21 protein-coding genes and 1 tRNA gene are annotated in these 23,697 nt (G+C 64.5%); 9 read left to right on the top strand and 13 right to left on the bottom strand.

The window, feature by feature from the left end:
* Positions 1 to 129: 129 nt before the first annotated feature.
* Together K289_RS0113735 and K289_RS0113730 are read right to left on the bottom strand one after the other, a co-directional pair.
* Entirely contained in the window at positions 130 to 2,913 is a 2,784-nt protein-coding gene (locus tag K289_RS0113735; protein WP_027552043.1) for a di-heme-cytochrome C peroxidase, read from the bottom strand.
* Positions 2,914 to 3,088: 175 nt separating this feature from the next.
* Positions 3,089 to 4,885 carry an adenylate/guanylate cyclase domain-containing protein gene (locus tag K289_RS0113730; protein WP_027552042.1) on the bottom strand — a complete coding sequence of 599 codons (1,797 nt, stop codon included), beginning with the start codon at positions 4,883 to 4,885 and terminating at the stop codon, positions 3,089 to 3,091.
* A 217-nt stretch (positions 4,886 to 5,102) separates the two neighbouring features.
* On the opposite strand from K289_RS0113730, the gene K289_RS0113725 reads away from it, so the two are divergent.
* A complete protein-coding gene (locus K289_RS0113725; RefSeq protein ID WP_027552041.1) occupies positions 5,103 to 5,738 on the top strand; it encodes a LysE family translocator in 636 nt (211 codons plus the stop codon).
* A 5-nt stretch (positions 5,739 to 5,743) separates the two neighbouring features.
* Here the strand turns inward: K289_RS0113725 and K289_RS0113720 are convergent, their stop codons facing one another.
* On the bottom strand, positions 5,744 to 6,496 hold the full coding sequence (locus tag K289_RS0113720) for a sulfite exporter TauE/SafE family protein (RefSeq protein ID WP_027552040.1): 753 nt from the start codon (positions 6,494 to 6,496) through the stop codon (positions 5,744 to 5,746).
* Positions 6,497 to 6,596: 100 nt separating this feature from the next.
* Between K289_RS0113720 and K289_RS0113715 the strand changes: the two genes are divergently transcribed.
* The gene (locus K289_RS0113715) at positions 6,597 to 7,487 is read left to right on the top strand and encodes a LysR substrate-binding domain-containing protein (protein ID WP_027552039.1); all 891 of its coding nucleotides are present in this window, start codon (positions 6,597 to 6,599) and stop codon (positions 7,485 to 7,487) included.
* Positions 7,488 to 7,706: 219 nt separating this feature from the next.
* Here K289_RS0113715 and K289_RS0113710 read toward each other — a convergent pair whose 3' ends face one another.
* The 3 genes from K289_RS0113710 to K289_RS0113700 all read right to left on the bottom strand — a co-directional run bounded on the left by K289_RS0113710 (position 7,707) and on the right by K289_RS0113700 (position 10,895).
* Complete coding sequence (locus K289_RS0113710) at positions 7,707 to 8,678, bottom strand: tripartite tricarboxylate transporter substrate binding protein (protein WP_027552038.1); 972 nt, start codon at positions 8,676 to 8,678, stop codon at positions 7,707 to 7,709.
* A gap of 17 nt (positions 8,679 to 8,695) precedes the next feature.
* Positions 8,696 to 9,478 carry a histidinol-phosphatase gene (gene hisN, locus K289_RS0113705; protein ID WP_027552037.1) on the bottom strand — a complete coding sequence of 261 codons (783 nt, stop codon included), beginning with the start codon at positions 9,476 to 9,478 and terminating at the stop codon, positions 8,696 to 8,698.
* A 526-nt stretch (positions 9,479 to 10,004) separates the two neighbouring features.
* On the bottom strand, positions 10,005 to 10,895 hold the full coding sequence (locus tag K289_RS0113700; protein ID WP_027552036.1) for an N-formylglutamate amidohydrolase: 891 nt from the start codon (positions 10,893 to 10,895) through the stop codon (positions 10,005 to 10,007).
* A 318-nt stretch (positions 10,896 to 11,213) separates the two neighbouring features.
* Between K289_RS0113700 and cpdR the strand changes: the two genes are divergently transcribed.
* From cpdR to K289_RS0113675, 5 genes are all read left to right on the top strand, one after another.
* A complete protein-coding gene (gene cpdR, locus K289_RS0113695; protein ID WP_007597092.1) occupies positions 11,214 to 11,573 on the top strand; it encodes a cell cycle two-component system response regulator CpdR in 360 nt (119 codons plus the stop codon).
* A gap of 74 nt (positions 11,574 to 11,647) precedes the next feature.
* Positions 11,648 to 11,722: transfer RNA gene (locus tag K289_RS0113690), tRNA-Val, on the top strand.
* Between the two features lie 201 nt (positions 11,723 to 11,923).
* Entirely contained in the window at positions 11,924 to 12,139 is a 216-nt protein-coding gene (locus K289_RS0113685; RefSeq protein ID WP_027552035.1) for a DUF2945 domain-containing protein, read from the top strand.
* A gap of 30 nt (positions 12,140 to 12,169) precedes the next feature.
* On the top strand, positions 12,170 to 12,715 hold the full coding sequence (locus K289_RS0113680; protein WP_027552034.1) for a DUF488 family protein: 546 nt from the start codon (positions 12,170 to 12,172) through the stop codon (positions 12,713 to 12,715).
* A 49-nt stretch (positions 12,716 to 12,764) separates the two neighbouring features.
* On the top strand, positions 12,765 to 13,238 hold the full coding sequence (locus K289_RS0113675; protein ID WP_027552033.1) for an L-2-amino-thiazoline-4-carboxylic acid hydrolase: 474 nt from the start codon (positions 12,765 to 12,767) through the stop codon (positions 13,236 to 13,238).
* A 6-nt stretch (positions 13,239 to 13,244) separates the two neighbouring features.
* Here K289_RS0113675 and K289_RS0113670 read toward each other — a convergent pair whose 3' ends face one another.
* Together K289_RS0113670 and K289_RS44355 are read right to left on the bottom strand one after the other, a co-directional pair.
* Positions 13,245 to 14,093, bottom strand: coding sequence for a glyoxalase superfamily protein (locus tag K289_RS0113670; protein WP_027552032.1), 849 nt, complete (start codon positions 14,091 to 14,093; stop codon positions 13,245 to 13,247).
* Positions 14,094 to 14,309: 216 nt separating this feature from the next.
* Complete coding sequence (locus K289_RS44355; RefSeq protein ID WP_051310568.1) at positions 14,310 to 15,296, bottom strand: helix-turn-helix domain-containing protein; 987 nt, start codon at positions 15,294 to 15,296, stop codon at positions 14,310 to 14,312.
* Positions 15,297 to 15,796: 500 nt separating this feature from the next.
* Between K289_RS44355 and K289_RS0113660 the strand changes: the two genes are divergently transcribed.
* Together K289_RS0113660 and K289_RS0113655 are read left to right on the top strand one after the other, a co-directional pair.
* Positions 15,797 to 16,816, top strand: a complete 1,020-nt coding sequence (locus K289_RS0113660; RefSeq protein ID WP_027552031.1) for a formylglycine-generating enzyme family protein — start codon at positions 15,797 to 15,799, stop codon at positions 16,814 to 16,816.
* A gap of 249 nt (positions 16,817 to 17,065) precedes the next feature.
* Positions 17,066 to 18,532 (top strand): FAD-dependent monooxygenase, encoded by a 1,467-nt coding sequence (locus tag K289_RS0113655; protein ID WP_027552030.1) that lies wholly within the window; start codon positions 17,066 to 17,068, stop codon positions 18,530 to 18,532.
* Positions 18,533 to 18,695: 163 nt separating this feature from the next.
* Here K289_RS0113655 and K289_RS0113650 read toward each other — a convergent pair whose 3' ends face one another.
* The 5 genes from K289_RS0113650 to K289_RS0113630 form a co-directional block, all read right to left on the bottom strand.
* A complete protein-coding gene (locus tag K289_RS0113650) occupies positions 18,696 to 19,787 on the bottom strand; it encodes an enolase C-terminal domain-like protein (protein WP_027552029.1) in 1,092 nt (363 codons plus the stop codon).
* Between the two features lie 159 nt (positions 19,788 to 19,946).
* Positions 19,947 to 21,170, bottom strand: coding sequence for an ABC transporter substrate-binding protein (locus K289_RS0113645; protein ID WP_027552028.1), 1,224 nt, complete (start codon positions 21,168 to 21,170; stop codon positions 19,947 to 19,949).
* A 164-nt stretch (positions 21,171 to 21,334) separates the two neighbouring features.
* Complete coding sequence (locus tag K289_RS0113640; RefSeq protein ID WP_245283907.1) at positions 21,335 to 22,309, bottom strand: alpha/beta hydrolase; 975 nt, start codon at positions 22,307 to 22,309, stop codon at positions 21,335 to 21,337.
* A gap of 76 nt (positions 22,310 to 22,385) precedes the next feature.
* Positions 22,386 to 22,874, bottom strand: a complete 489-nt coding sequence (locus tag K289_RS0113635; RefSeq protein WP_027552026.1) for a hypothetical protein — start codon at positions 22,872 to 22,874, stop codon at positions 22,386 to 22,388.
* Between the two features lie 227 nt (positions 22,875 to 23,101).
* A complete protein-coding gene (locus tag K289_RS0113630) occupies positions 23,102 to 23,683 on the bottom strand; it encodes an alpha-ketoglutarate-dependent dioxygenase AlkB (RefSeq protein WP_027552025.1) in 582 nt (193 codons plus the stop codon).
* Positions 23,684 to 23,697 lie beyond the last annotated feature (14 nt).

The following is a 23,697-nucleotide window of genomic DNA, read 5'->3' as shown; positions in this document are numbered from 1 at the left end:
CCGCGAGGACGGTGAGAGTTGGACACGCGGAGAGTCCCCCTCACCCGGAATCCGCGCTGCGCGCGAATTCCGACCTCTCCCCGCGAGCGGGGCGAGGTAAGAGGCGCCTCAAGCCGAACGCATCCGGCGCTACAGCGTCTTCAGATACTCGATCAGGTCGTAGCGCTCGTTTTCCTCGAGCGTGCGCCCGATCACGCCCGGCTTGCCCGGCCCCGGGGTGCCTTCGAACGAGTGGCCGCGATTGCTGTTGCCGTTGATCTCGGTGCCGTCGGGCCAGGTCGTCGAGAACTGCGTCTCTCCGGTCTTGCAGCTCTCGCCCTCGACCACGGCGAAGCCGACCTGCTTCGGATCGTAATCGCGATTGCCCATGCAGAACGTCTTCGGGCGCTCGGCCGCCGGCCGCAGCATCCAGTAGAGCGAGGGCACCGAGCCGTTGTGGAGATAAGGTGCGGTGGCCCACACCCCGTTCAGCGGACGCGCGCGGTACCAGGGGCGCGGCTCCTTGGGATCCGGTGGTTGCGGTCCGGGATTGGGGCAGTTGGCGCGCGCGCCCCACCACGCCTTCTGCGCGTCCGGCGGGAGATCCGCATCATCCATCGACTTCCGCGCCACGACATCGACGAGGGCCATCAGTCCGAGCGCGTAGGACATTTCGGTCGAAGACGTCTCCGGCAGGTTCTTGCATTTCCACTGCTCGCCGAGGATGCGTGTCGGCTGCAGGTCGAGGAAGCCCGGCATGGAGACCGTCCGTTTCTCCAGAACGTAGGCCTGCGCGGAATCCGTCCCCATGCCGGCGACGCTCTTCTGCACGGGATTCAACACCATCTCCTCCCCGATGCGCTCCCAGCGCGGCGAGGACCAGACGCTCTCCTCGGGAAATTCCCTGTCGAACTCGGGATCGTTGACGGGACCGAGGTGGCACTCGACGCAGATCTTCGCATAGAGCTTGCGGCCGTTCCTGACGCGCTCGGGATCGATCTTCCAGGCCTCGCCAAGGATCTGCGAGGGCCATTTCGGCGAGGTCAGTCCGCCGAGCTTCTTCTGTGCGTAGGGATCCGGGCCTGCGAGCAGGCTCTCGATCCAGTGCAGGTTGGTGACCTCGACTGATGAGCGATAGAGCCTGTCCTTGGGATAGGCATCGGACAGGTTGAGCAGCGCGGTCACGCCCAAGGCCTCACCGGCATTGCGGATCAGCGGCTGTTCGATCGAGGCATCGTACTGCGCATATTTGAGCCACGGCACGGTCCAGATCGGCGGGAAGCTGACCGGCGCATCCTGCGCATGCAGGTTCTTCTCGAATCCCGCGACGCCGCTGAACGCGAAGTCCTGGGCAAACACCTGATTGCCGATGCGGTTGAGCGCATCCAGGCGGCCGAATCCTTCCTCGGTGTCCTTCTGCTGCTTGCCGTCCCAGGTCTTCTTGCCGGCGATCGTCTTGTCGTAATTGTTCTGCCAGTCGAGCAGAAATTTGCCGATCGCGCCGAGCTTCTGCTTGAGCGCGTCGCGGTCCGCGTCGCTCGCCTCGGGGCCGAGCACGCGATCGGCAAAGCGTTTGAAGCGGAAGGGGACATACAGCGTGTAGGCGATCGACAGACCAGTCGAGAGCTCGAGCTTCTTCAGATCGGTCATGGCCGGACCGCCGTCGAAGCGTATGTCCACGCCCTTGTAACGAATGTGCCCGGTGTGACACGCGGCGCAGGTGAGCCCGATCTTGTCTTCCTCGCGGCGGCCGGTCGCGGGATCGACGGTCCCCGTCAACCGCGCGAAGCCGACCGGAAGGCCGTCGACATTCTCGGCTTGCGTCCAATCGCTCGACAGGCTCGGCGGCTGCGTTGTCTCGTAGACATTGGCATAGCCGAAGCGGCGCAACGTCGTGGCATCGGTGTTGATCGACTGCGGGCTCGGGATGAAACCGAAGCGCTCGAGATAGGCGCCGTCGGTCATCATGCCGGGCCGCGAGAACAGGCTGAGGCGGGGCTGCTCCAGCGCCATGAACCAGCCGTAGGGCACCGGGAACGTCGCGGTGCCCTGGCTGGTGTGGTGAAACCAGTGCCGGTCCTCGAGCGACCAGTTCTGCTCGAGCCAGTAGGCGGCCGTCGTCTCACGGAGCTCCGGCAAGGGAGGCGGGATCACTTGCGCCGCCTTCTCGGGGAGGATTGCCCTGACCTGATCGGGAAATTCTGCAACGGCCACGAGGGTCGCAAGACCAAGGGCGATGAGCAGGGCCGCAAGCTTGGCTGCAGCCCGCAATGTGCGCTGGCAGGCCGACAGCACCGGCTGCGATGTCAGCCGCTGGTTGATGCGGTCGGGAAACTTGCGCTCGTTGAACAGCGTGCGCACGTCGGCCACGCTGAGATAGCGGTTCTCGCCCTCGCCCTTGCCCATGATCTTCAGCAGGATCGGCCATTCGAATTTCATCAGCAGCGGGTAGTACCAGCGCGCGGCGTTGCCGGCGCGCTTGAGGTTGTCGCGCATGAAGATCTCGATTTCCGATGCGTTGAGGCCAGGCTCGGTGCCGCCGTTCGGATCAGGATAATTCCGGCCGAAGCTGGCAAGCCGCGCGATCTCGTCTTGATTGACGCGTCCGTCGACGCCGAGGATGCGCGAGCCGGCGCCGCGCTTGTCCAGGGGGCCGCCGCGCAGCGCGTCGAGCTGGACGCCGGACCAGATGCTCTTCAACAGGTGGCGTGCGCCGTTGGCGATGAGTGCGACGCCGCGGACCTCGATGCGGGCCAGCGTCTTCTTCGGCCCCTTCTCGCCGCTCGCATTTGCGATTGTCTGCGACAGTGTGCCGAGCGGGACCGTCCCACCATCGACGAAGCCCTCGCCGACGAGCCCGCGCAGAAACGGACAGGGATTGTTCGGCGAGACCTCGATCGAGGGATCGAAGGGTTTCGAGGCGGGATCATGCATGGCCCAAATTCCTGGAAACAGCGAATCGTGAAAACAGACGCGCCGATAAGGCGCGAAAAGTCCTAACAAACAGACAGCGAGACTATACTACTTCAGCGTGTAACGAAGTGTGGCTGAATTCTGCGCGCTGTCAATAAAAGCAGGCGTGAGATCGCGGTGAGACGGAGGCTTGCCCTCAGGATTCGGCGGCGCGTTTGACGTCGGTCTGCACGAGGGTCAGCTTGCTGAAGGGCACGCCCGCTTTCAGAAGGCCCTCGCGGTAATGAGCAATGTCCTCGGGCCGCTTCCAGTTGAAATTCCGCAAGTGCCGGTCGACGTTCAGCGTCGGGTAGTTACCGAGCAGAACCTTGGCCGCTTCAGCGGCTTCCGCGGCGCGTCCGAGCTGCGCCAGCGCTGCAGCGCGGATCGCGAGCGCCTGCATGTGATTGGGATTGATGTAGAGCTGTTCCCGCGCCCAGGACAGGGTAGCGTCGTATTGCCCCAGCAGATAATGGCTGAAGGCGTTCAGCGTCGCCCACTGATAGCGCGGGTCATTGTTGTCGCGCTGCGCCGCCATCGTGAACAGCTCGATCGCCTGCCGGTGCTCGCCGACGACGAAGTGGCAGATGCCGAGCACACCGCGCGCGCCCATGTCGTAGGGGTTGAGCGCGACCGCGCGCTTGGCGGCGTCCATCGCAGCCTCGTAATGCCCCTCCATGGCGTGCGCCCAGGACAGGATCGAAAACGCGAAGGAGGAGCGCGGATCGAGCCGCACGCTGGTCTCGGCGAGGTTCATCGCCTCGGCCCATAATTCGCGGGTGCCCTTGATCCAGCCGAACTGGATGCTCTGGATCTGGATGGTGGCGAGATAGGCGTGCGCGATCGACAGTTTTGGATCGAGCGTGACGGCCTCGTGGAACAGCGCGATGGCCGAGGTCAGGTCTTCCTTGGTCTGCCGGTAATAATGTGACAGTCCCTTGAGGAAGCGGTCCCAGGCGGTCACGTCGTTGGTCATGCGCGCGGGCGCGGAGGCCTCGGCCCGGACGATCTCGGTGGCGATGGCTGCGGACAAATTGGTCGTGATCTCGTCCTGCATCGCGAAGAGATCGCCGATGTCGCGGTCGTAGCGGCCGGTCCAGAGCTGCTCGCCGGTCTCCGGCGCGATCAATTCGGCGGTGACGCGGATCTTGCTGCCGGCGCGCCGCACCGAGCCCTGGATCAAATAGGTCGCATCGATCTCGCGCGCGATCAGGCGGGTGCTCACGTTGTTGCCCTTGAAGGCGAAGGTCGAGTTGCGGCTCAGCACGCGATAGAACGATTGCAGCGACAGCGCGTGGATCAGGTCCTCGGTGAGGCCGTCGGAGAAATATTCGTCCTGGGCGTCGCTGAGATTGGCGAAGGGCAGGACGCCGACGATCGCGGTCCGGTACTGCTGCGACAGGACCGACGCTTCCTTGGCCTCGGGCACGAGGGCGGCCGCGCCTTCGGGCGTCCAGGTCCAGACGCCGACCGGATCCTTGATGTTCTTGAAACGATGATCGCCGGCGTCGACCAGGCGCAGGCTGAGATGCTTGCCGGCTTCCCTGTAGGCCTTGGCCGAGATCGCGAAGCCGCCGGGGTTCGCCACGGATTCGAGCCGGACGGCGATGTTGACGTCATCGCCGAACACCTCGTCCTCGTCGGCGATCACGTCGCCCATGTGGATGCCGAGGCGGAACTGCATGGCGCGGTCGGCGGGCAAATGATGGTTGCGCTCCGCCATCAGCGTCTGCAGCGCGATCGCGGCCTCGGTGGCGCCGACGATGCTGGCGAACTCCAGCAGGAAGCCGTCGCCGGTGTTCTTCACGACGCGGCCGCCGTGGTTGAGAATGATGGGGTGTATAGCGCTGCGATGGGCCTTGAAGACGGCATGGGTGCCGGCCTCGTCATGGCCCATCATGCGCGAATAGCCGGCGACGTCGGCGCAGACGATGGCGGCCAGGCGTCTTTCCATAACTTGCGGCTCCAAGGGATCGGGGACCGGCCACGGCGTGGCAGTCGCCTCGAATCCGGCATTTCAAGAACCTCGCCTTTATAGAGCAGAAGAGCCCGAGCGGAAGTATGAAACGCATTGCAAATTCGATACAAATCCCCCGCAATTCCGGCGGTGGACGCAGGCCCGCGGACCGACTAAGCCGGTTGCCTCATACCGTCCGGCTGAGACATTAGGCATGCTTGGCATCCACGAACTCTGGCTCTTCATCCTGTCGGGCGTGCTGCTCAACATCACGCCGGGACCGGATTCCGTCTATGTCATCGGCCGCAGCATGCAGATGGGGTGGCGGGGCGGTGCCGCGGCCGCTTTTGGCATCAGTTTTGGCTGCTTATTCCACGTTACGGGCGCGGCGATCGGGCTTTCGGCGCTGCTGATGGCCTCATCCACCGCGTTCGCGATCGTGAAGCTGGTCGGCGCGGCCTATCTCGTGCTGACGGGACTTCAGATGCTGTGGTCGCGGCCGGCGCTTACGGCGGCCGTCGCAGGCGAGCCCGTCCAGAAATCGCTGCGGCGAGTCTTCCTCCAGGGCGTCTTCACCAATGCGCTCAATCCCAAGGTGGCGCTGTTCTTCCTCGCCTTCCTGCCTCAATTCGTCGCAGTCGATTCGCCGCACAAGCCGGTCGCATTCCTGACGCTCGGCCTGATCTTCATCTGCACGGGCACACTGTGGTGCCTGTTCCTGGCGGCGTTTGCCGCCGGGGCCGCGCGCCGGTTGCGGCAATCCGAAGGCGTGATCGCCTGGATCAACCGGGCGATCGGCGGGCTCTTCGTCTATCTCGGCATCCGCGTCGCCATGCTGGAGACGCGGTAACTTCTTTACGCGAGTTCCTTGAGCAGCGCGCTGCCGACCAGATAGAGGCCGAGCAGGATCATCGCGATCAGGAACCAGCGGCGAAATGCCTCGGCCGGCATCCGCGCCCGCACCGACTGGCCGATGAACATGCCGGCAAAGGCGCAGGCCATTGCGATGGCGCCGGGCACGGCGTTGGCCGGGGTGAGCAGGCCGCCCGCGGTGAGATTGAAGGCGAGCGCCAGCGTCGCGACCGTGAAGAACACGCCGAGCGCCTGCACGAGCTCGTCCTTCTCCATGCCGATCGCCTGCATGAACGGCATTGACGGGATCACCTGCACGCCGGTCGAGGCGGAGATGACGCCGGTGACGACGCCGACCACGCCGCCGACCCACTTCTCGTTCTTCGGCGCGACGCGGAAGTGGAATTTGTTCAGCCCGATCACCGCGTAGACGATGAGCAGGACGCCGAGCACGACCGTGCCGTAGCGCGCATAGGGGCCGGTGAGCGCGCCGGCATTGAGCCAGCATCCAATCACGGTGCCGACCATCAGCGGCCACAGCCGCTTGACGATGTCGCGCAAGTAGGGGCCGACGAATGTCTGCCAGATGTTGGTGATGATCGCGGGCACGATGACGATGGCGATCGCGCGGCCGGGCGCCATGCTCACCGCGAGCAGGCCCATCGAGACCGTCGGCAAGCCGAGCCCGACCACGCCCTTGACGAATCCGGCGATCAGGAAGACTGCGGCGATGAGAATGAGGAGCGGATCGATCATGCCGCGGACATTGACCGAAGCCGCGCGCCGGCACAATCTGGAGGTTCCGGAGATAGCCTTCGTTCAAGGCGAAGGCTGATGGGGGCGGAGGAGACAGGCCGTGCGTTTCGATCTCGTCGATCTCCAGCTTTTCATCGCGGTTGCCGACCAGCGCAGCATCACCCGCGGCGCGGAGCGATCGCATCTGGCGCTGGCTTCGGCCAGCGCCAGGATCAAGGGACTCGAGGACGCGCTCGGCGTCGCTCTGCTCAAGCGCGGGCGCCGCGGCGTCGAGCTGACACCAGCCGGCGAGAGTCTGCTCGACCACGCCCGCCTCGTCATCCATCAGATCGACGCCATGCGCGGCGATCTTGCGGGCTTTGCCAGTGGCGTGCGCGCAAGCGTGCATTTGCTCGCCAACACGTCGGGGCTGTCGGAGCACCTGCCCAAGGCGCTGGCCGGCTTCCTGCACGAGCACCGCGATGTCGCCGTCGACATCGAGGAGCGCGAGAGCACCGACATCGCGGCCGCAATCACCGCAGGCGCCGCCGATCTCGGCTTCGCCGCCGAGCACGCGCTGCCCGACCACATCGAACGCTTCGTCTTCAGCGAGGATCGTCTGACGTTGGTGACGTCGCGGCGCGGCCCGTTCGCCGGCCGCCGTCAGATCGACTTTCAGGAGGCGGGCGGCTGCGAATTCGTCGGGCTGACCAGCGCCACCGCGCTCCAGCTCCATATTTCAAAGCACGCCGCCCGGCTCGGCATGCGACCGCATTACCGCGCGCGCCTGCGCGATTTCGACGCGATCTGCCAGATGGTCGCTGCCGACGTCGGCGTTGCGCTGGTGCCGGAATCCGCCGCTCGCCGTTGCTCAAAACTGATGCCGCTCGCCATGGTCCGCCTGCGCGATGCCTGGGCCAACCGGCGACTCGTCATCTGCGCGCGGAGTTTCCGCACACTGTCGCGGCCGGCGAAGATGCTGGTCGAGCATCTGAGAGCCGCGGCGGTGTGAATGTCAGCGTTGCCGCGATCTCCGCTCCACTCCCTCCCCCCTTGCGGGGGAGGGCAGGGGAGGGGGGTAGCCCAGCAAAAGGTCTTTGCCATCGCCGAGGCAGACGCGCACGACATTCACGCAGACGGAAAGAGTGTGCCGTGTGGCACCCCCCTCCCTAACCCTCCCCCGCAAGGGGGGAGGGAACGCGGATGCGCTCGTGGTGAGATCGTCGCTCGGCTACTTCGCGGTCTCGACGCCGGCGTCCTTGATCACCTTCGCCCATTTCGCGGTCTCATCGGCGATGAAGCTGCGAAAGTGCTCCGGCTCATCACCGACCAGCGTTGCGCCTTGGGCCGCGAGTTTCTCCTTCACGGCCGGATCGGCCATCGCCTGTGTCGTAAGGCGATGAAGCGCCGCGACGATCTCCTGTGGCGTGCCCTTCGGCGCCACCATGCCGTACCAGTTCTCGATGCGTAAGGCGGGGAAGCCCGCCTCTGCCGTGGTGGGCACATCAGGCGCGGTCGGTGCGCGCACGAGCGAGCCGACCGCGACGGCGCGCAAGGAACCTGCCTTGATCTGCGGCAGCAGCACAGGCAGGTCGAGGAAAGTCATCTGCACCTGCTGGCCCAGGAGATCGTTCACCGCCGGCGCGGCGCCGCGATAGGGCACGTGCACGATGTCGATCCCGGCCGTGAGCTTGAACAATTCGCCGGCCAGATGCGGCAGGCTGCCGGGGCCGGAGGAGGCGAAGTTGAGCTTGCCGGGCTGCGCCTTCGCCAGTGCGATCAACTCGCCGACGTCCTTGACCGGCACGTAGGTGGCCACCACCAGCATCTCCGGCACGGTCGCGACCAGCGTCACCGGCGTCAGATCGGTCAGCGTGTCGTAGGCGACCCTCTCCATGCTGGGGCTGATCGCGAGCGCGCCGGCGCTGGAAATGGCGATGGTATAGCCGTCGGGGGCGGCTTTGGCGACCGCGTCGGTGCCGAGCACGCCGCCCTGTCCGCCGCGATTGTCGATCACGACCGGCTGACCCGAGATCTCGGACATGCGCTGGCCAATCACGCGGGCGATGATGTCGTTGGGGCCGCCGGCCGGGAAGGGCACCACCAGCCGGATCGGCTTGGCCGGAAAATTCTGGGCGGACGCGAATGTCGGGAGCAGGAGCAGGAGCAGGATTGCGAAGGTGAGCTTGCGCCAGTTTTTCATGCAAGCTCCTCGTCCGCTTATCCGTTGAGCAGCTTCAGTGCTTCTTCATGCACGCGCGGATCGCCGGCGGCAATGATGCGGCCGCCGCTTTGCGCCGGCTTGCCTTCCCAGGTGGTGACGACCCCACCGGCGCCGGTGACGATCGGGATCAGTGCGGCGATGTCGTAAGGCTTCAGCTCGGTCTCGACCACGAGGTCGACATGGCCTGCGGCCAGCATGCAATAGGAGTAGCAATCGCCGCCATAGCGCGACAGCCGCGCGCCCTGCTCGATGCGGCCGAAAATGGCACGGTCGCTCTCGTTCATCAGCAGCGGGCTCGTGGTGTAGGTCGTGGCTTCGCTGAGCGAAGCGCAGCGGCGGACCTGGAGCCGGCGCTCGCCGGAGGGGCCTTTATAATTGGCCGAGCCGTTGTCGCCGGAAAAGCGCTCGCCGATGAAGGGCTGGTGCATCATGCCGAACACCGGCGCGCCCTTGTGCAGCAGCGCGATCAGCGTGCCCCATATCGGAAAGCCGCCGATGAAGGATTTGGTGCCGTCGATGGGATCGAGCACCCAGACATAGTCGGCGTCCTCGTGCTCGTTGCCGAACTCCTCGCCGACGATGCCGTGCTGGGGGAAGTTGGCCTTGATCAGCCGCCGCATCACCGCCTCCGCGGCACGGTCGGCCTCGGTCACGGGGTCGAAATCCTTGGTCTTGCTCTTGTCGTCGATGGACAGCGAGGTGCGGAAGAACGGCAGTATGGTCTCGCCGGCGGCGGTGGCGAGCCGCCCGATGAAGGCTGAGAAGTCGATCACCGTCACGGCGAATCCTCGAAACGAAAGTCGGGTGAAGCTCGCACCTGCCTAGCTCAAATCCACCCCGGCGTGCAGCGCTGTCTTGATTTGCACCCTGGTATTTTGGATGCCGACGTCCTGCCGCCTCCTCCGAGCCATATCCTGGACAAATATCGATCACGACGTTGAGAACTTAGTTCCGGGGTTGCCTTGTTTGTATGCAAACGGCTATCAACCCATTGAAATTCCTTATTAAAGAAACTGAATCTGGATTTCGCTGGAAGCAACTGAGCCCTGTGTTTTTTGCATGGGAAACGGCTCAAAAGCCCTTGCACTTTGTGCGGCGCAGTCGCATATTGTTGCGGTGCGGTAGCGCTTCGCGTTACCGCTGCCCTCCTTGGGCGTTTCCTCCCTAGACTTGGGCCGCTTGTTCATCACAAGCGGCCCTTTTTTCTTGGGCCCCTGTTTTCATTTCGACGCGCGCACGAACGCAGATCGAAAACGCGAACGCGCCAAGCACTCGCGATGCGATCACGCGACGAAAGACGAGCCGTTATTCCGCCGCGGCCTGGAACGGGCCGAGATCGGTGAAGGGGATCGTGGTCGCCAGCACGTCGGCGAGGATCGCGAAGTCGGAGGCGACCTGCGCAAAGCGCGGTCCGCGCTCGCGCCGCCGCTCGTCCATGTAGATCGCGCGGTTGAGCTCGATCTGCACAGCGTGCAGGCCGCTGGCCGGGTTGCCGTAATGCTCGGTGATGAAGCCGCCGGCATAGGGCTTGTTGCGGCCGACCGAATAGCCGAGCCCGCTCAGGGTCTCCTCGACCCGGTCTGGCAGCAGCGGCGTGCAGCTCGTGCCGTAGCGGTCGCCGATCACCATGTCGGGCCGGCGCGGCTCGTCGCGGGAGACGCCGACCGACGGCATCGAGTGGCAATCGACCAGCACCACCGTGCCGAACAGCTGATGCACCTTGTTGATCAGGCGGCGCAGCGCGCGGTGGTAGGGCTTGTAGAGCGCCTCGATCCGCGCCAGCGCATCGTCGACCAGGATGCGGTCGCGATAGATCTCCTGGCCGTCGCCGACGACGCGCGGAATGGTGCCGAGGCCACCGGCAACGCGCATCGAGCGGGTGTTGGCGAAGCTCGGCAGCCGCCCGGAGAACATCCGCGGGTCGAGCTCATAGGGCTCGCGATTGACGTCGACATAGGAGCGCGGGAAGTTGACTCGCACCGTCGGAAAGCCGCGATCGCTGAGATGGCCGATCAGCTCATCCATGAACGAGTCTTCCGAGCGCCGCAGCGTCGGCAGGTCGATCCGGGAGGACAGCAGGAATTCGTCCGGGTAGGTCGAGCCGGAATGGGGCGAGTTGAAGATGATCGGCGCCCGCCACTCGGTGGGCTCCACGATCTCGAAGGCTGGCGACACCTCGCCGTCAAACCGGGTCATCTGAGGGGCTTCGTCCCTTTGCAGCCGCAGGATCCGGCAAGGCCGGATCGAATCGATTCGGCCGGTCGAGCGGCTCTTATGTGCGTTCATTGTCTGGAATCGCAACCATTCTGCCAAGCGAAAAAGTGTGATCGCCCCCTTGGAACATGTCTTAACCGTGCAGGCACCTCAACCCACGGTTCGATTGATTCACGCCCCATTCCGGTTCACAAAGAGCGGGCGCACGGGCCCAGGGTAAATACTTTCACTCCAAATTTACCCTCTATCGGGCTTAGTGTTCTTTGCTGATGTCCTCTCTAGGATTCGACGTTTCCTGCCATGCCAAAGATCCTGCTCGCCGAAGACGACAACGACATGCGCCGCTTCCTGGTCAAGGCGCTGGAAAACGCCGGTTTTCAGGTCTCCTCGCATGACAACGGCATGGCCGCCTATCAGCGGTTGCGGGAAGAGCCGTTTGAGATGCTGCTCACCGACATCGTGATGCCGGAGATGGACGGTATCGAGCTTGCCCGCCGCGCCTCGGAACTCGACCCCGACATCAAGATCATGTTCATCACCGGATTCGCCGCGGTGGCCCTGAACTCGGATTCGGACGCCCCCAAGAACGCCAAGGTGCTGTCGAAACCCGTGCACCTGCGCGAATTGGTGAGCGAAGTGAACAAGATGCTGGCGGCCTAAATCGACCTTGTTCCGTCCTTGCGCAGGCTCCCCTGAGCCGTTATAGGGACCCCACCCGATCTAGACGACCTCTAGGGCACGTAGCTCAGCGGGAGAGCACTACCTTGACATGGTAGGGGTCACAGGTTCGATCCCTGTCGTGCCCACCATCCTTCGCTCGCGCAGCGAGAGAAGGATGCCACGCCGAAGCCAACGGGCGAAGACGGGCTTTTCGCCGCGAGCTACGGCTGGGCAAGCCACGACCATCCAGGCGGCGAAGCGTGTCCGGCGTAGCTCGAACAGCGTAGACGGACTGGGCGTCCAGTTCCGCTTCCCGGGAACGCCCCGGCGCCATCCGGCATTGGTACGTCATGCCAAACACCTTCAAGGTCGGCGACCACGTGAGCTGGAATTCCGAGGCTGGCCGCGTGCGCGGCCATATCCTGCGCGTGCACAGGAAAGACGTCGACTACAAGGGCTATGTCCACCACGCGAGCCCGGATGATCCGCAATACGAGATCAAAAGCGACAAGACCGACCACGTCGCCCTGCACAAGGGCCGGGCGCTGCGGCGGCTGCGGAGCTGACGTGCCGCCGTCGCGCTGACAGGGCGTCCCATGGCGCATCCGTTCTTCACGCTGGGCCACGCGGCCCGCCCGATCGACGAATTCGTCGAATTGCTGCAGGGCGTCTCCGTCACGCGCGTTGTCGACGTTCGCACCGTGCCGCGCTCGCGCACCAACCCGCAGTACAATCGCGAGACCTTGCCGCAATCGCTCGAGGCGCATGCGATCGGCTACGAGCATGTCGCCGCGCTCGGCGGCCTGCGCAGCCGCAACCGCGACATGCCGCCCGAGATCAATGCGTTCTGGCAGAACGACAGCTTCCACAATTACGCCGACTACGCCATGAGCGACGCCTTTCGGGCGGGCTTCGCGCATCTGCGCGAACTGGGGCACCGGCAGCGTTGCGCCATCGTTTGTGCGGAGACGGTGTGGTGGCGGTGCCACCGGCGGATCATCACCGATTATCTCATCGCGGCCGGCGAGACCGTGTTTCACATTCTGGGACCCGGAAAGGTCGAGCCGGCCGCGATCAACCCGGCCGCGCGCATCGCGCCTGATGGTCGTCTCACCTATCCCGCGGAAACCTCGGTTAGCTAATCGCCTCCGGCCGGGCTAAGCTTGCCGCAACGAGAACGAGGAGGCGTGGGTGAGCGTTTCCGTCATCGAACAGGCAAAGATCCAGGCGGAGGTGCTGATCCCGCTGGTCAAAGCCCTGCAGGCCGAGCTTGGCGAGGCGCGCGCCAATGCGCTGGTGCGCAAGGCGCTCGGCGATCTCTATCGCCGCTACGGCGAGGAATTTTGGCAAGCCAAGAACGAGACCAATCTCGGCAAGGCGGTCGCGTCGGCGTTCAGCACCTACGCGCGCGACGATGCACTCGCCTACGACGTGATCGAGCAGTCGGAAGACGCATTCGCCTTCGACGTGAAGCGCTGCGCCTATGCCGAGTTCTACAAGGCGCTCGGCGAGCCGGAGCTCGGCTTTCTCCTGGTCTGCACCGCCGACTTCGCGGCGGCGGACGGATTTGGTCCCGACATCAAGCTCGCGCGCACGCAGACGATCATGCAGGGCGCCGATCATTGCGACTTCCGCTACCGGCGCGACCCCGCCGGTTCGACGTGAGGGATGTCACGGCCCCGGCGTGACGAAGGCCGAAGCGATGGTGCCGTCGGCCTCGAGCGCGATATGCCAATGCGACGCCGCGCCGCCCTGATGCCAGACCGAATAAACGTCCTGGCCTTGCGCGCCCACGCCAAGAAACTCGATCGATGCGATCGGGCCCATGTCGGCGAGGCCGCGCTGCAAGCGCGGCAATTGCTTGCGGGTGGCCTCCGCCAGTCCCGCACTCATCTCCGCGTAATTGGGCTGACCCGACGCGAGACTTGCGACGAGACGGCGAAGTGCGGCCTCGGTGCCGGGACTGGCCGACCGGCTGCTCATGCGGTCCTCGATCGCGCGCTGAAGCTCATGCGCCGCGGCCGCATCGATGCGCGGCATGGTGTGGTCGTTGCCATGCTGACGCAGCACCACAGCGGTCGGCCTGCTGTCCGGACCAAGGATGAAGCGGAGCTTGACCTCGATGTCGTCCGCGGTGAATTCCGTTTCGTCCACGGCGAGATACGGCACCGCGCCTTGGCCGCTCAGACGCCCCGACAACTGGCCTCCGTCGCGCGTGACGGTGAAGACGGCATTGTGAAACTGATAGTTTCCGACGTAGCGGTCCAGGATATCGGACGGGACATGAACCTCTTTCCCGTTCGTCACACCGGCGTCGACCTTCGCGCCCGGTCCACCGCTTCTCTCATGCCCGCCTTGTTCGGCGGTGCGGATCCTGGCCGCGAGGACGTTCCAGTCCGGCAGTCCAAATAATTTCGCGATGAGCTCGAGGCTCTCGCCGACGCCGAGGGAGACCGACCGGGAGTTGAGAGCTTCGCGAAGCGTTTGCGCCATGGCTTTGGCGTCGCGGAAATCGCGCATGTGCCGTTCCTCTGCTATGCGAACGGAAAAACGTCAGAGCTTGCGTTACTGACCCGTTCGCGTGAGCAAAGGACGCGTGCGGCGGTCTGATACACTTCACCATACCCACAAGGGCGCAAGCAGCAGGCGGTATCCACCGAAAGGAAGTGTGCTTGAGGGTGTCGTGCTTGTCAACAAACGCGAAACGCGACACGCATCGGGCGTAGCGCGATCACGCTAGGCGCAGATGTTTCCACCCCGCACGAGAGTGGACGGTGCAATTCCCAATGTCTGCGACGGATGCTCGCCGAACATCGTGAAATAATAGTGAGAGAAGCGGCCGAGCTCGTAGAAGCCCTGCTGCATGGCCACCGCGGCCACCGTCGTCGAGCCTGGTGCGCTGTCGCGCAGGATGGAATGGATGGCGCACAGGCGCTTGTACCGCAGGAAGGTGACCGGCCCGATGCCAAACACTTCCTGAAAGGCGCGATGCAAGGTGCGCCGGGATACTCTCAGCGTGGAGCAGATCTCCGAAACGTGCACCGGGCGCGGGCCGGTCTCGTCCAGATAGTCCTCGACCCTGCGGATGAGCCGCCGTGCCGAAGGCAGCCAGCCGCTGTCGTCGGGTGGCAGCGACGATATGACGTTGGCGGCCATGCACTCGACGATCGACCGTTTCCAGAAATCGGCGTTCGACGGCATCAGCGCGTATTTGTGGGTGCGCAGATGCGACATGATCCGGACCAGACGATGCGAGGCGACCGCGCCGGTCGCAAGATCAGCGCGGAAGTGACCGCGGCCGCGCCAGGTGTCGGGGTCGCTCAGCCTTGCCTCGCCGCCGAACAGCGACGTCACCTCGTCGAGATCGAAGCGCATCGCCGCGTAGGCGGACCCGCCGTGAAACACGCCGTCATGTTCGAGCAGCGGCGGAATCACGAGCACGTCGTTGAGCTGCATGTCGAACGACCAATGCGCCACGCGCTGCTCTGCCGCCAGCAGCATGCCGACGATCAGCTTGTCGTCGCTGGCGATGCGCTGCGTGCGCATGCCGACGTTGAAGGCGCCGATGCTAAGCGAGAAATCTCCGATGCCAACATGGGACAACGTGCCGTGCAGCCGCCCGCGTCCAAGCTGCATGACGTCGACATGTGATCCGTGAACGGCCTGCTGAAGGCCCTCGAAACCATCAAGCTTCTGCGAATCAACCAGAAGAAACTGCCCCATGGCGGCACTCTCTGATGGAAGCGCGACAATTATGCGGCAGGCGACGGGATAATACTACCGCGCCGAGGAAGAGGGCGGAGCGATGCAGCTTCGCTCTTTGAAGCAAATTATCGCCGAACTTGACGCGAAGTATACGCGTCGCAACCATCGGTATTGAAGGACCGGCGCACTGCGTCGTTAGGGCTCACTGCCGCTGTGGTGCGCTGGCACAATTTGCACATCACAGGTTTCCAATCTTCGGATACCATTTGCGCCTCAGCAATTTTTTCCGAGTCGCTCCGCGGATCGCAGAGCGCACGCAGCCGTGGTTCGCTGTGTGCTCAAATGGGTGCGCGCGAAAGAGGAAGAGATGGTTGCGCAATATGCCGTGAACATCTTCAGCCTTCAGCGCCGACAGGAGGGGGATCAGGCGATGTGTCCAGCGCACAGGGCGATCTGTCACTGCCGAATTCCGTTGAATTTCGCGCCGTAGCATCGGGTGGACGTATCGGGGTTCCACCATGCTGCGGACCGATCTGGATCACTGCGAGTGGTTGCCGGATGACGTGAAGACCGGCGAGATGGTCTTCATCGCCGGCGGTACATTCCGGATGGGCTCCGACCACCATTATCCGGAGGAAGCGCCGAGCCATCGGGTGTCCGTTGACGGCTTCTGGATCGACCGCACGCCGGTGACCAACCGGCAGTTCAAGAAATTCGTCAATGCGACCGGCCACATCACCGAGGCGCAGCTCGTTCCCGATCCCAAGGACTATCCCGGCGCGCTGAAGGAGATGCTCTACGCCGGCTCGCTGGTGTTCTCGCCGTTGCCGCGCATCACCGATCTGCGCGATTGGAGCCAGTGGTGGAGCTTCATGCGCGGCGCCAACTGGCGCCATCCTTACGGCCCCGGCAGCAACATCAAGGGGCTCGACGATCATCCCGTCGTCCACGTCTCGCATAGCGACGCGGCTGCCTATGCGCGCTGGGCCGGCAAGGATCTGCCGACGGAAGCGGAATGGGAGTTCGCCGCGCGCGGCGGCCTCGACGGCGAGGAGTTCGCCTGGGGCGACGCGCTGATGCCCGGCGGCAAGCACATGGCCAACATCTGGCAGGGAAACTTCCCTGTCCAGAACCTCGGCGAGGATGGGTTCGAGCGTACCTCGCCGGTCATGGCCTTTCCGCCGAACGGCTACGGCCTCTATGACGTGATCGGCAATGTCTGGGAGTGGACCTTGGACTGGTGGTCGGCGCGGCATGTGGCAGATGTCGCAAAGCCCTGCTGCATCCCACTTAATCCGCGCGGCGGGTGTGAGGAGGCAAGCTTTGATCCATGTCAACCAGACATACGCATCCCGCGGAAAGTCTTGAAAGGCGGCTCGCATCTCTGCGCGCCGAACTATTGCCGCCGCTATCGCCCGGCCGCGCGTCACGCCGAGCCGGTCGATACCTCGACCAGCCACGTCGGATTCAGGTGCGTGGTGCGGCTATCCGGCCGTGCGGCGGATATGTCCAGGGATGGCGCTGTGGAGTCGGCATAGTCCGACACGCAACCGAGACGTCTCCACGAAACCATCTGCATAAGATTATTCCGCTCTGCCGCGGACCGGCTGGAGGAAAAAGCGCCGTTCCTCCTCCCAGCTCTATATGTGGCCTGCAACGCCCTTGCTTCAAGTCCCCGGTCATCCCGTAGAACCCCCGGTCTCAGCCATAAGCAAGGGGATCACGAGATGAGCGCATCGATGTCGACGGATCGGGCACACGCGGCGGGGCGGACTGCAGGAACTGCGATGATCGGCCATGCGGTGGTCATCGTCGGAGCGGGCCCGACCGGACTGATCCTCGCAGGCGAGCTGCGGCTTGCGGGCGTCGACGTCGCCATTCTCGAGCGGCGTGTCAATCAGGACCTCGTCGGCACGCGTGCCGGTGGATTGCATGCGCGCAGCATCGAGATTCTCGATCAGCGCGGCATCGCGGACCGGTTCCTCGGCGAGGGGCAGGTGGCCCAGGTCGCGGGCTTCGCCTGGAATCGTCTCGACATCAGCGACTTCCCCACCCGCCATTCCTACGGGCTCGCGCTGAGGCAGAACCACATCGAGCGTATCCTGGCCGAGTGGGCCAGCGAGCTCGGCGTGCGTATCTATCGCGGGCGCGAGGTGACGGCGATCTCGCAGGACGAGACCGGCGTCGAGATCGACGTGGCCGATGGTCCGCCGCTGCGGGCCGACTATCTCGTCGGCTGCGACGGCGGACGAAGCCTGGTGCGCAAGGCCGCAGGCATCGACTTTCCCGGCTGGGATGCGACAACGAGCTGCCTGATCGCCGAAGCCGAGATCACGGAGGAGCCGGAGTGGGGCCTCCGCCGCGACGACAAGGGCATCCATTCCTTCGCGCGCCTGGAGGATGGGCCGGTGCGGATGATGGTGACCGAACAGCACACCGGACCAAACGGCCGCAGCGAGCCCTCCTTGCGCGATCTCAGCGATGCCCTCATCGCCGTCCACGGCACCGATTACGGGATTCACAGTCCGACCTCGATATCGAGGTTCACCGACATGACCCGGCAGGCGGCCACCTATCGGAACAGGCGGGTGCTGCTCGCCGGCGACGCCGCACACGTGCATTCGCCGGTCGGTGGGCAGGGCCTCAACACCGGCTTGCAGGACGCGGTGAATCTGGGATGGAAGCTGGCGCAGGTGGTGAGGGGCATCTCGCCGGAAAGTCTCCTCGATAGCTACCACGCCGAGCGCCACCCGGTCGCCGCCCGCGTCCTGCGCAATACGATGGCGCAGACTGCGCTGCTTCGTCACGACGATCGCATCGACGCCCTGCGCGACAGCGTGGCCGAGCTTCTCGGCATGGAGGAGCCGCGCAAACGCTTCGGTGCGATGATGTCGGGTCTCGACATTCGCTACGACCTCGGCGAGGGGCATCCGCTGCTCGGGCGCCGCATGCCCGATCTCGACCTCGTCACGCCCGCCGGTCCGCTCCGAATGTTCTCGCTGCTGCATGGTGGCCGTGCCGTGCTGCTCAATCTCGGCGAGCCCGGAAGCCTCGACATTGTGCCTTGGGCGGATCGGGTCCAACCGATCGACGCCAGCTATGCCGGCTCGTGGGAGCTTCCCGCGCTCGGCGTGGTCGCTGCGCCCGATGCCGTGCTGGTGCGGCCCGATGGATATGTCGCATGGGTGGGCGATACGGCGCAGCGCGGACTCGTTGAGGCGCTCACCACCTGGTTCGGCCCACCCGCCGCGTAGCGCGCGGTGTTGGGACGACCGCTGCCGCGTGCTCCGCTCTACTCCCTCCCCCGCAAGGGCAGGGCTATCGCATATACCCTTGTGGCGCGCGCTCGATGGGGGGAGAGCGCGTCATACCTCCCCAGGGTTGTCCTGGCTTTCGCCAGACGACCAACTGCTTCGATCAGCTCACCAGATACCTCTTCACCGCTGGCTCGTCCCATTCGATGCCGTTGCCGGGCGTCTCGTTTGGCAGCGCGAAGCCGTCCTTGATGGCGAGGCGCGTCGACAGCACCGCGTCGGCCCAGTCGACATATTCCAGCCAATGCGCGGTCGGCGTGACGCAGAGCAGGTGCGCGCTGACCTCCGAGAACAGATGCGTCGACATTTCGATGCCGGCGGCATGGGCGAGGGACGAAGCGCGCAGCCAGCCGGTGACGCCGCCGATGCGCTGCACGTCAGGCATCACGTAGTCGCAAGCCTCGGTGGACAGAGCGGACTGCATGGAGAAGGCGCTGTCGAAATTCTCGCCGATCTGGACCGGCGTGCGGAGCGCATCCGCAATGCGGGCGCAGCCGGCATAGTCGTCATGGCGGATCGGCTCCTCGATCCAGGTCAGCCCCTCATCGTCGAGCATCTCGCCGCGGCGGATCGCCTCGGTGACGGTCAAGGCCTGGTTGTAGTCGCACATCAGCGTCACCTGATCGCCGACCGCCTTGCGCACCGCGCGCACCACGTTCAGATCCTCCCGCGCATCGGGGCGGCCGACGCGGATCTTTGCGGCGTGAAAACCTTCACCCAGCAGCTTTTGCACCTCGTCCACCGCGGCGCCGGCGGGCATGATGCCGAGTCCCTTCGAATTGTAGGCACGCACCGGCTTCGGCGCGCCGCCGAGCAGGCGCGCCAGCGACAGGTCGCGTGTGCGGGCCAGCGCGTCCCACGCCGCCATGTCGATGCCGGATTGCGCCAGCCGTTGCAGCCCGGCAAGGCCGAGCAGCGTGAAGCGCTGGGTCAGCTTGCGCTCGATCTCGAACGGCAGCAGCTCGTCGCCTGTGAGCAGCTCCGACATCTCCGCAACCATTGCCGCCAGCGGCTTCAAGGCCGACGGCGTGATCGAGAACAGATAAGCGTGCCCCCGCGCGCCCTGGTCAGTCTCACAGTCGATCAGCACCAGAGGCGCCCTGGCGACCGCGCCGGTCGAGGTCTGGAGCGGCAGGTTCATCGGCACGATCACAGGGCGCGCAGTGAAGCGCTTGATGCGAACGGTCTCGGTCATTCGGAAGATCTCCCGGCGGAGCGGTTGCAGGCCGATCATAAACATTCGTCATGAAACGAAAAGTCGTTTGCCGCGACCACCATGAATGCCAAATGGCGAGCCTCCAGCATCGAGCAGCCGCCGCGCGCGCTGGCCTCGCTCAAGCCGGCGTGAGGCGGCTCATCGCGCTGCGCCTTCCGTGAATGCGGTTTCGATCACCGCGCCGAATGGTTGCCAGGAGCGCCCGTCAAACTGGACGAGCCGCATCTGCTTGATCGGCAGATAGCTGTCTGGCGAGGTATTCATCCTGATGTTGGGCAAGGCGACGGAGGGCTGATAGTCCCTGAGCGAAGCAGCCTGACGCATGATGTTCTCGCGCGACAGGTCGTCGCCGCATTGCTTCAGCACCTGCGTCAGCGCCTCGGCCGCGGCGTAGCCATAGAGCGCAGCGTTGTTGTTCGTGCTTTCGACATGATGGTACTTGTCCATGAAGGCGAACCAGTCCTTCATGGCAGGATCGTTTTTCCACGCGGGATCGCTTGGATCCTTCAGGAAGGCTGCGGAGATCACGCCGGCCGAATTCTCCAATCCTGCGGGTGCCATCGCATTGGCGATCGAGGCGGAAGAATCGTTCACAATGAAGACCGGGTGCCAATTGAGTGACGCCGCCAGCTTGATCGCCTTGGACGCCGTCGATGGCACGCCGAGAAAGACGAAAATATCGGCGCCCGCGCGCTTGAGGATCGAGATGTGCCCTTCGAGATGTTCATCGGTAATGTCGAAGGCGATGTCGACGAGGACGAGACGGTTCAGATCGCCAAGACCTTCCTCGATCCCCTTGAAGACCATGCGCCCGAACTGGTCGTTCTGCCAAAGCACTACGATCTTGCGCTGCGGATAATAGGCCTGAATGTAGTTGGCGTAGATGCGTCCCTCGGCCTTGAACGAGGGCTGCCAGCCCATGGTCCAGGGAAACCGGTTGGGCCGGCTCAGCTCCTCGTCACCGGAGGCGACGAAAAGTTGCGGAATCTTCCGCTCGTTGAGATACGAGCGCGTGGCGAGGTTGCCGGGCGTGCCGAACGCGCCGAACATCAACAGCACGTCGTCCTTCTCGATCAGATTGCGGGTGAGTTCCAGCGCAGTCGTGGGATCGGAATTGTCATCGCGCGTGATGAAGCGGACCTTGCGGCCGTTGATCCCGCCGCGATCGTTGATCATGTCGAAATAGGCGGCCTCCGCCTTGCCGATCGCGCCGAATTCGGAGAGCGGTCCCGAATAGGGCATGACGTTGCCGATGCGGATTTCGGTGTCGGCCGTGGGTTGCTCTGCACGTTGCTGCGACATCGCCCCCAGCGAGGCGAAAGCGACCATCACAACGAACAGCATCCTGCCGCTGACGCGCATGTTTGATACCTTGATGTTGGCCCCTCATGAGGTCGGCTCACCCTGCACCAAGGCCGCTTGATCTAGGTCAAGCGTTTGTCAATCCTGTGGCCTGATGGCGCGCCGCGACCTGTCCGCGCCGAGCCAAACGACAGGCGTTCTGACGCGCTGACGACGACGGCCTGCTACGGCAGTCCCCGCGCCTCGAGCTGGCGCACGAGCAGCAGCGTCGGCTCGGCGAGGCTGTCGCCGGAACCGTCGAGCCCGAACGCCGCGGCGATGCCGTCGCGGCCGCGCAAGATCGTGGTGCGCGGGCAGTGACCGGCGGCGCAGAGCGCGTCCTTCAGGGCTTCGCCCTGTGAGACGAGATGTGCGGGATCGCCTGCGCCCCAGGCCAGCACGATCGGCTCATCGATGGTGAGGATGCCGGGAAAGATCGATCGCTTGTCATATTGGCTGGCATCGGTGCCGAAATAAGCCTTCTCGCTGTCGCTCGCGTCCTTGCCCGCGCGATAGATCCCGGACACCAGCACGACGGCAGCGACGTCGGCCTGGTCGGCCTGAAGCTCGGGATGGGCGAGCAGGCTCGCGACATGGAACGCGCCGGCGCCGTAGCCGACCGCCACGATCTCGCGGACATCGCCCTTGAACAGGTCGATGTTCTGGTGGAGCCACGACAGTGCCGCCGCGACATCGGTCGCGCCGGTCGGCCAGGTTGCCGCGGGCGCGAGACGATAGTTCACGCGCACGCCGATCATGCCATTGTGCACGGCAAAGCACATTGCCTGATCCTGGACCTCGCGCGACAGGTCTGGTGCGACGGTGTCGCCGGTGAAGGTATCGCCGCCCACAAACACCAGCACCGGCTGAGATATATCCGCCTTGTTTGCACTGGTCGCGACGTCAAGCACGTTCTGCTCGCTCTCGCCATAGCGGAGGCCGCGCGAGAACGTGACCTGCTCGCACAGCCGGGCGGTGCCGCCGGCGCTCGTGTCGCTATCGGTAAGGCCCACCCGGACGAGATCGGATCCTGTCAGCCGCGCCGGCACCGGGCCATGTGCGGAGGCTGTCGTCACGGTCAGAAGAAGGAAAAATGCGAGATAATTCTTGATCATATTGGTGCAGGCCTTGCGCGCCCAATATTGGTCCGCTCGTTTCACTCGTCTTTTCAATTCGCCTTATTAGTTCGTCTTGAGGCGATTTCGCGGCACGTTCGGTTCGTCCGCCAAGCCTGGCTCAATTCCCCGGCTGGAACGTGCAATCCGCCCCGCTGCCGTCCTTCCGCCGGATCGCATTCGGATCGATCGTGCAGCTCAGCCTGGTCAGGCTCTCGAAATTTGATCCGGCCGCGCCGTCGGGCGGAATGCCGGCCAGTGCCTCGGTGGCGAAAATCTCGTTCGCCGTGGAGCCGTTCACGGTCTTGACCTTTTTGCCGAAGGTGACCTCGCAATTGCGCATGGTGATGTCGACATTGCCGGTTCGGCAGACGATCCTGTCCGCAGTGACCACGATCGTCTTCTTGTAGGGGATGTCGCTGTTGGCGGCGAACAGCATCGCAACCGCCTTCTTTTCGGCACCCGACAGGTCCGGCGACAGCGGCGCGAGCACACCGGCGAGCGCGATCGCCGTGGAGCCCGAGACCTTCGCGGGCGTGGCGGCGGAGGCGGCATGGAAGGCGCCGACGATGACGAAGGCGCAGGTTAGGACAAATCTCCCTGACGTCATCCTTGCCCCCTGAATCCCTGGCCGTCTTGTTGCGCTCGGTGACTGCGTTGTCGGCCATGCCGCGGGATGCGCATGGGCAACCTAGCATGCAATCGGAAGTGGAAGGCAAGCTGGCAAAACGCGTGAGGATATATTGGTGCCGCTGTTTTGCCCGACGTGTCAACGACTTTGCGAAGCGCGCGACGCCTCATGCCGGCAACACCGGCTACTTTGCATGGGGTTGTTTTTCAGATTTTTTGTGCGGCAGGCTTCATCGTCCTGAATGTGATCGAATAGCGGCGGGCCTCCACTGGCGGGATGCTGTGCTCCCACTGTGAGCGTGCCTCCCCGTCCATCATGTAGAGCGAACGTGGAAGGGCTTCGAGCGTGTAGCGATCCCACTTGTCGGCTCGCCGGCGCCGGAAGCGGAATTTGCAGGGAGAGCCGAGCGACACGCCGAGGATCTTGTCGAAATGCGGCTTGTCCCGGTGCCAGCCGATGCCGACGCCGACGTCATATTCCGTGCAGAGCACCTGGGCGACGGCGCCGTCCGCCAGCCCAGCCCAGGCTTCGACCTGACGCGCAGCCGGCACGAGCCAGGCCGGGATCGGCTCGGCTTCAATCAGGCGCTGCAGCGAATAATCGTAACGGAAGCCGAAGGACGCGACCCGGCGATTGCCCTCGAAGGCGCCGAACTGGAAGCGCTGCAGCGGCAATGCCGCAATGCGGCCGATCAAGTCCTGCTCGGCGGCTGCAGGGATGAAATCGTTCGTGTAGCGAAGGCCGGCGGGACCGTCCTGCGGGTCGGCAAACAAACCAAGCTGCGTCATTCCGGCGGCACTCT

It is taken from the genome of Bradyrhizobium sp. Cp5.3 (assembly GCF_000426265.1).
Taxonomy (GTDB): Bacteria; Pseudomonadota; Alphaproteobacteria; order Rhizobiales; family Xanthobacteraceae; genus Bradyrhizobium; species Bradyrhizobium neotropicale.
The sequence above is the reverse complement of the archived record's forward strand: the minus strand, read 5'-3'. Positions and strand labels throughout refer to the sequence as shown.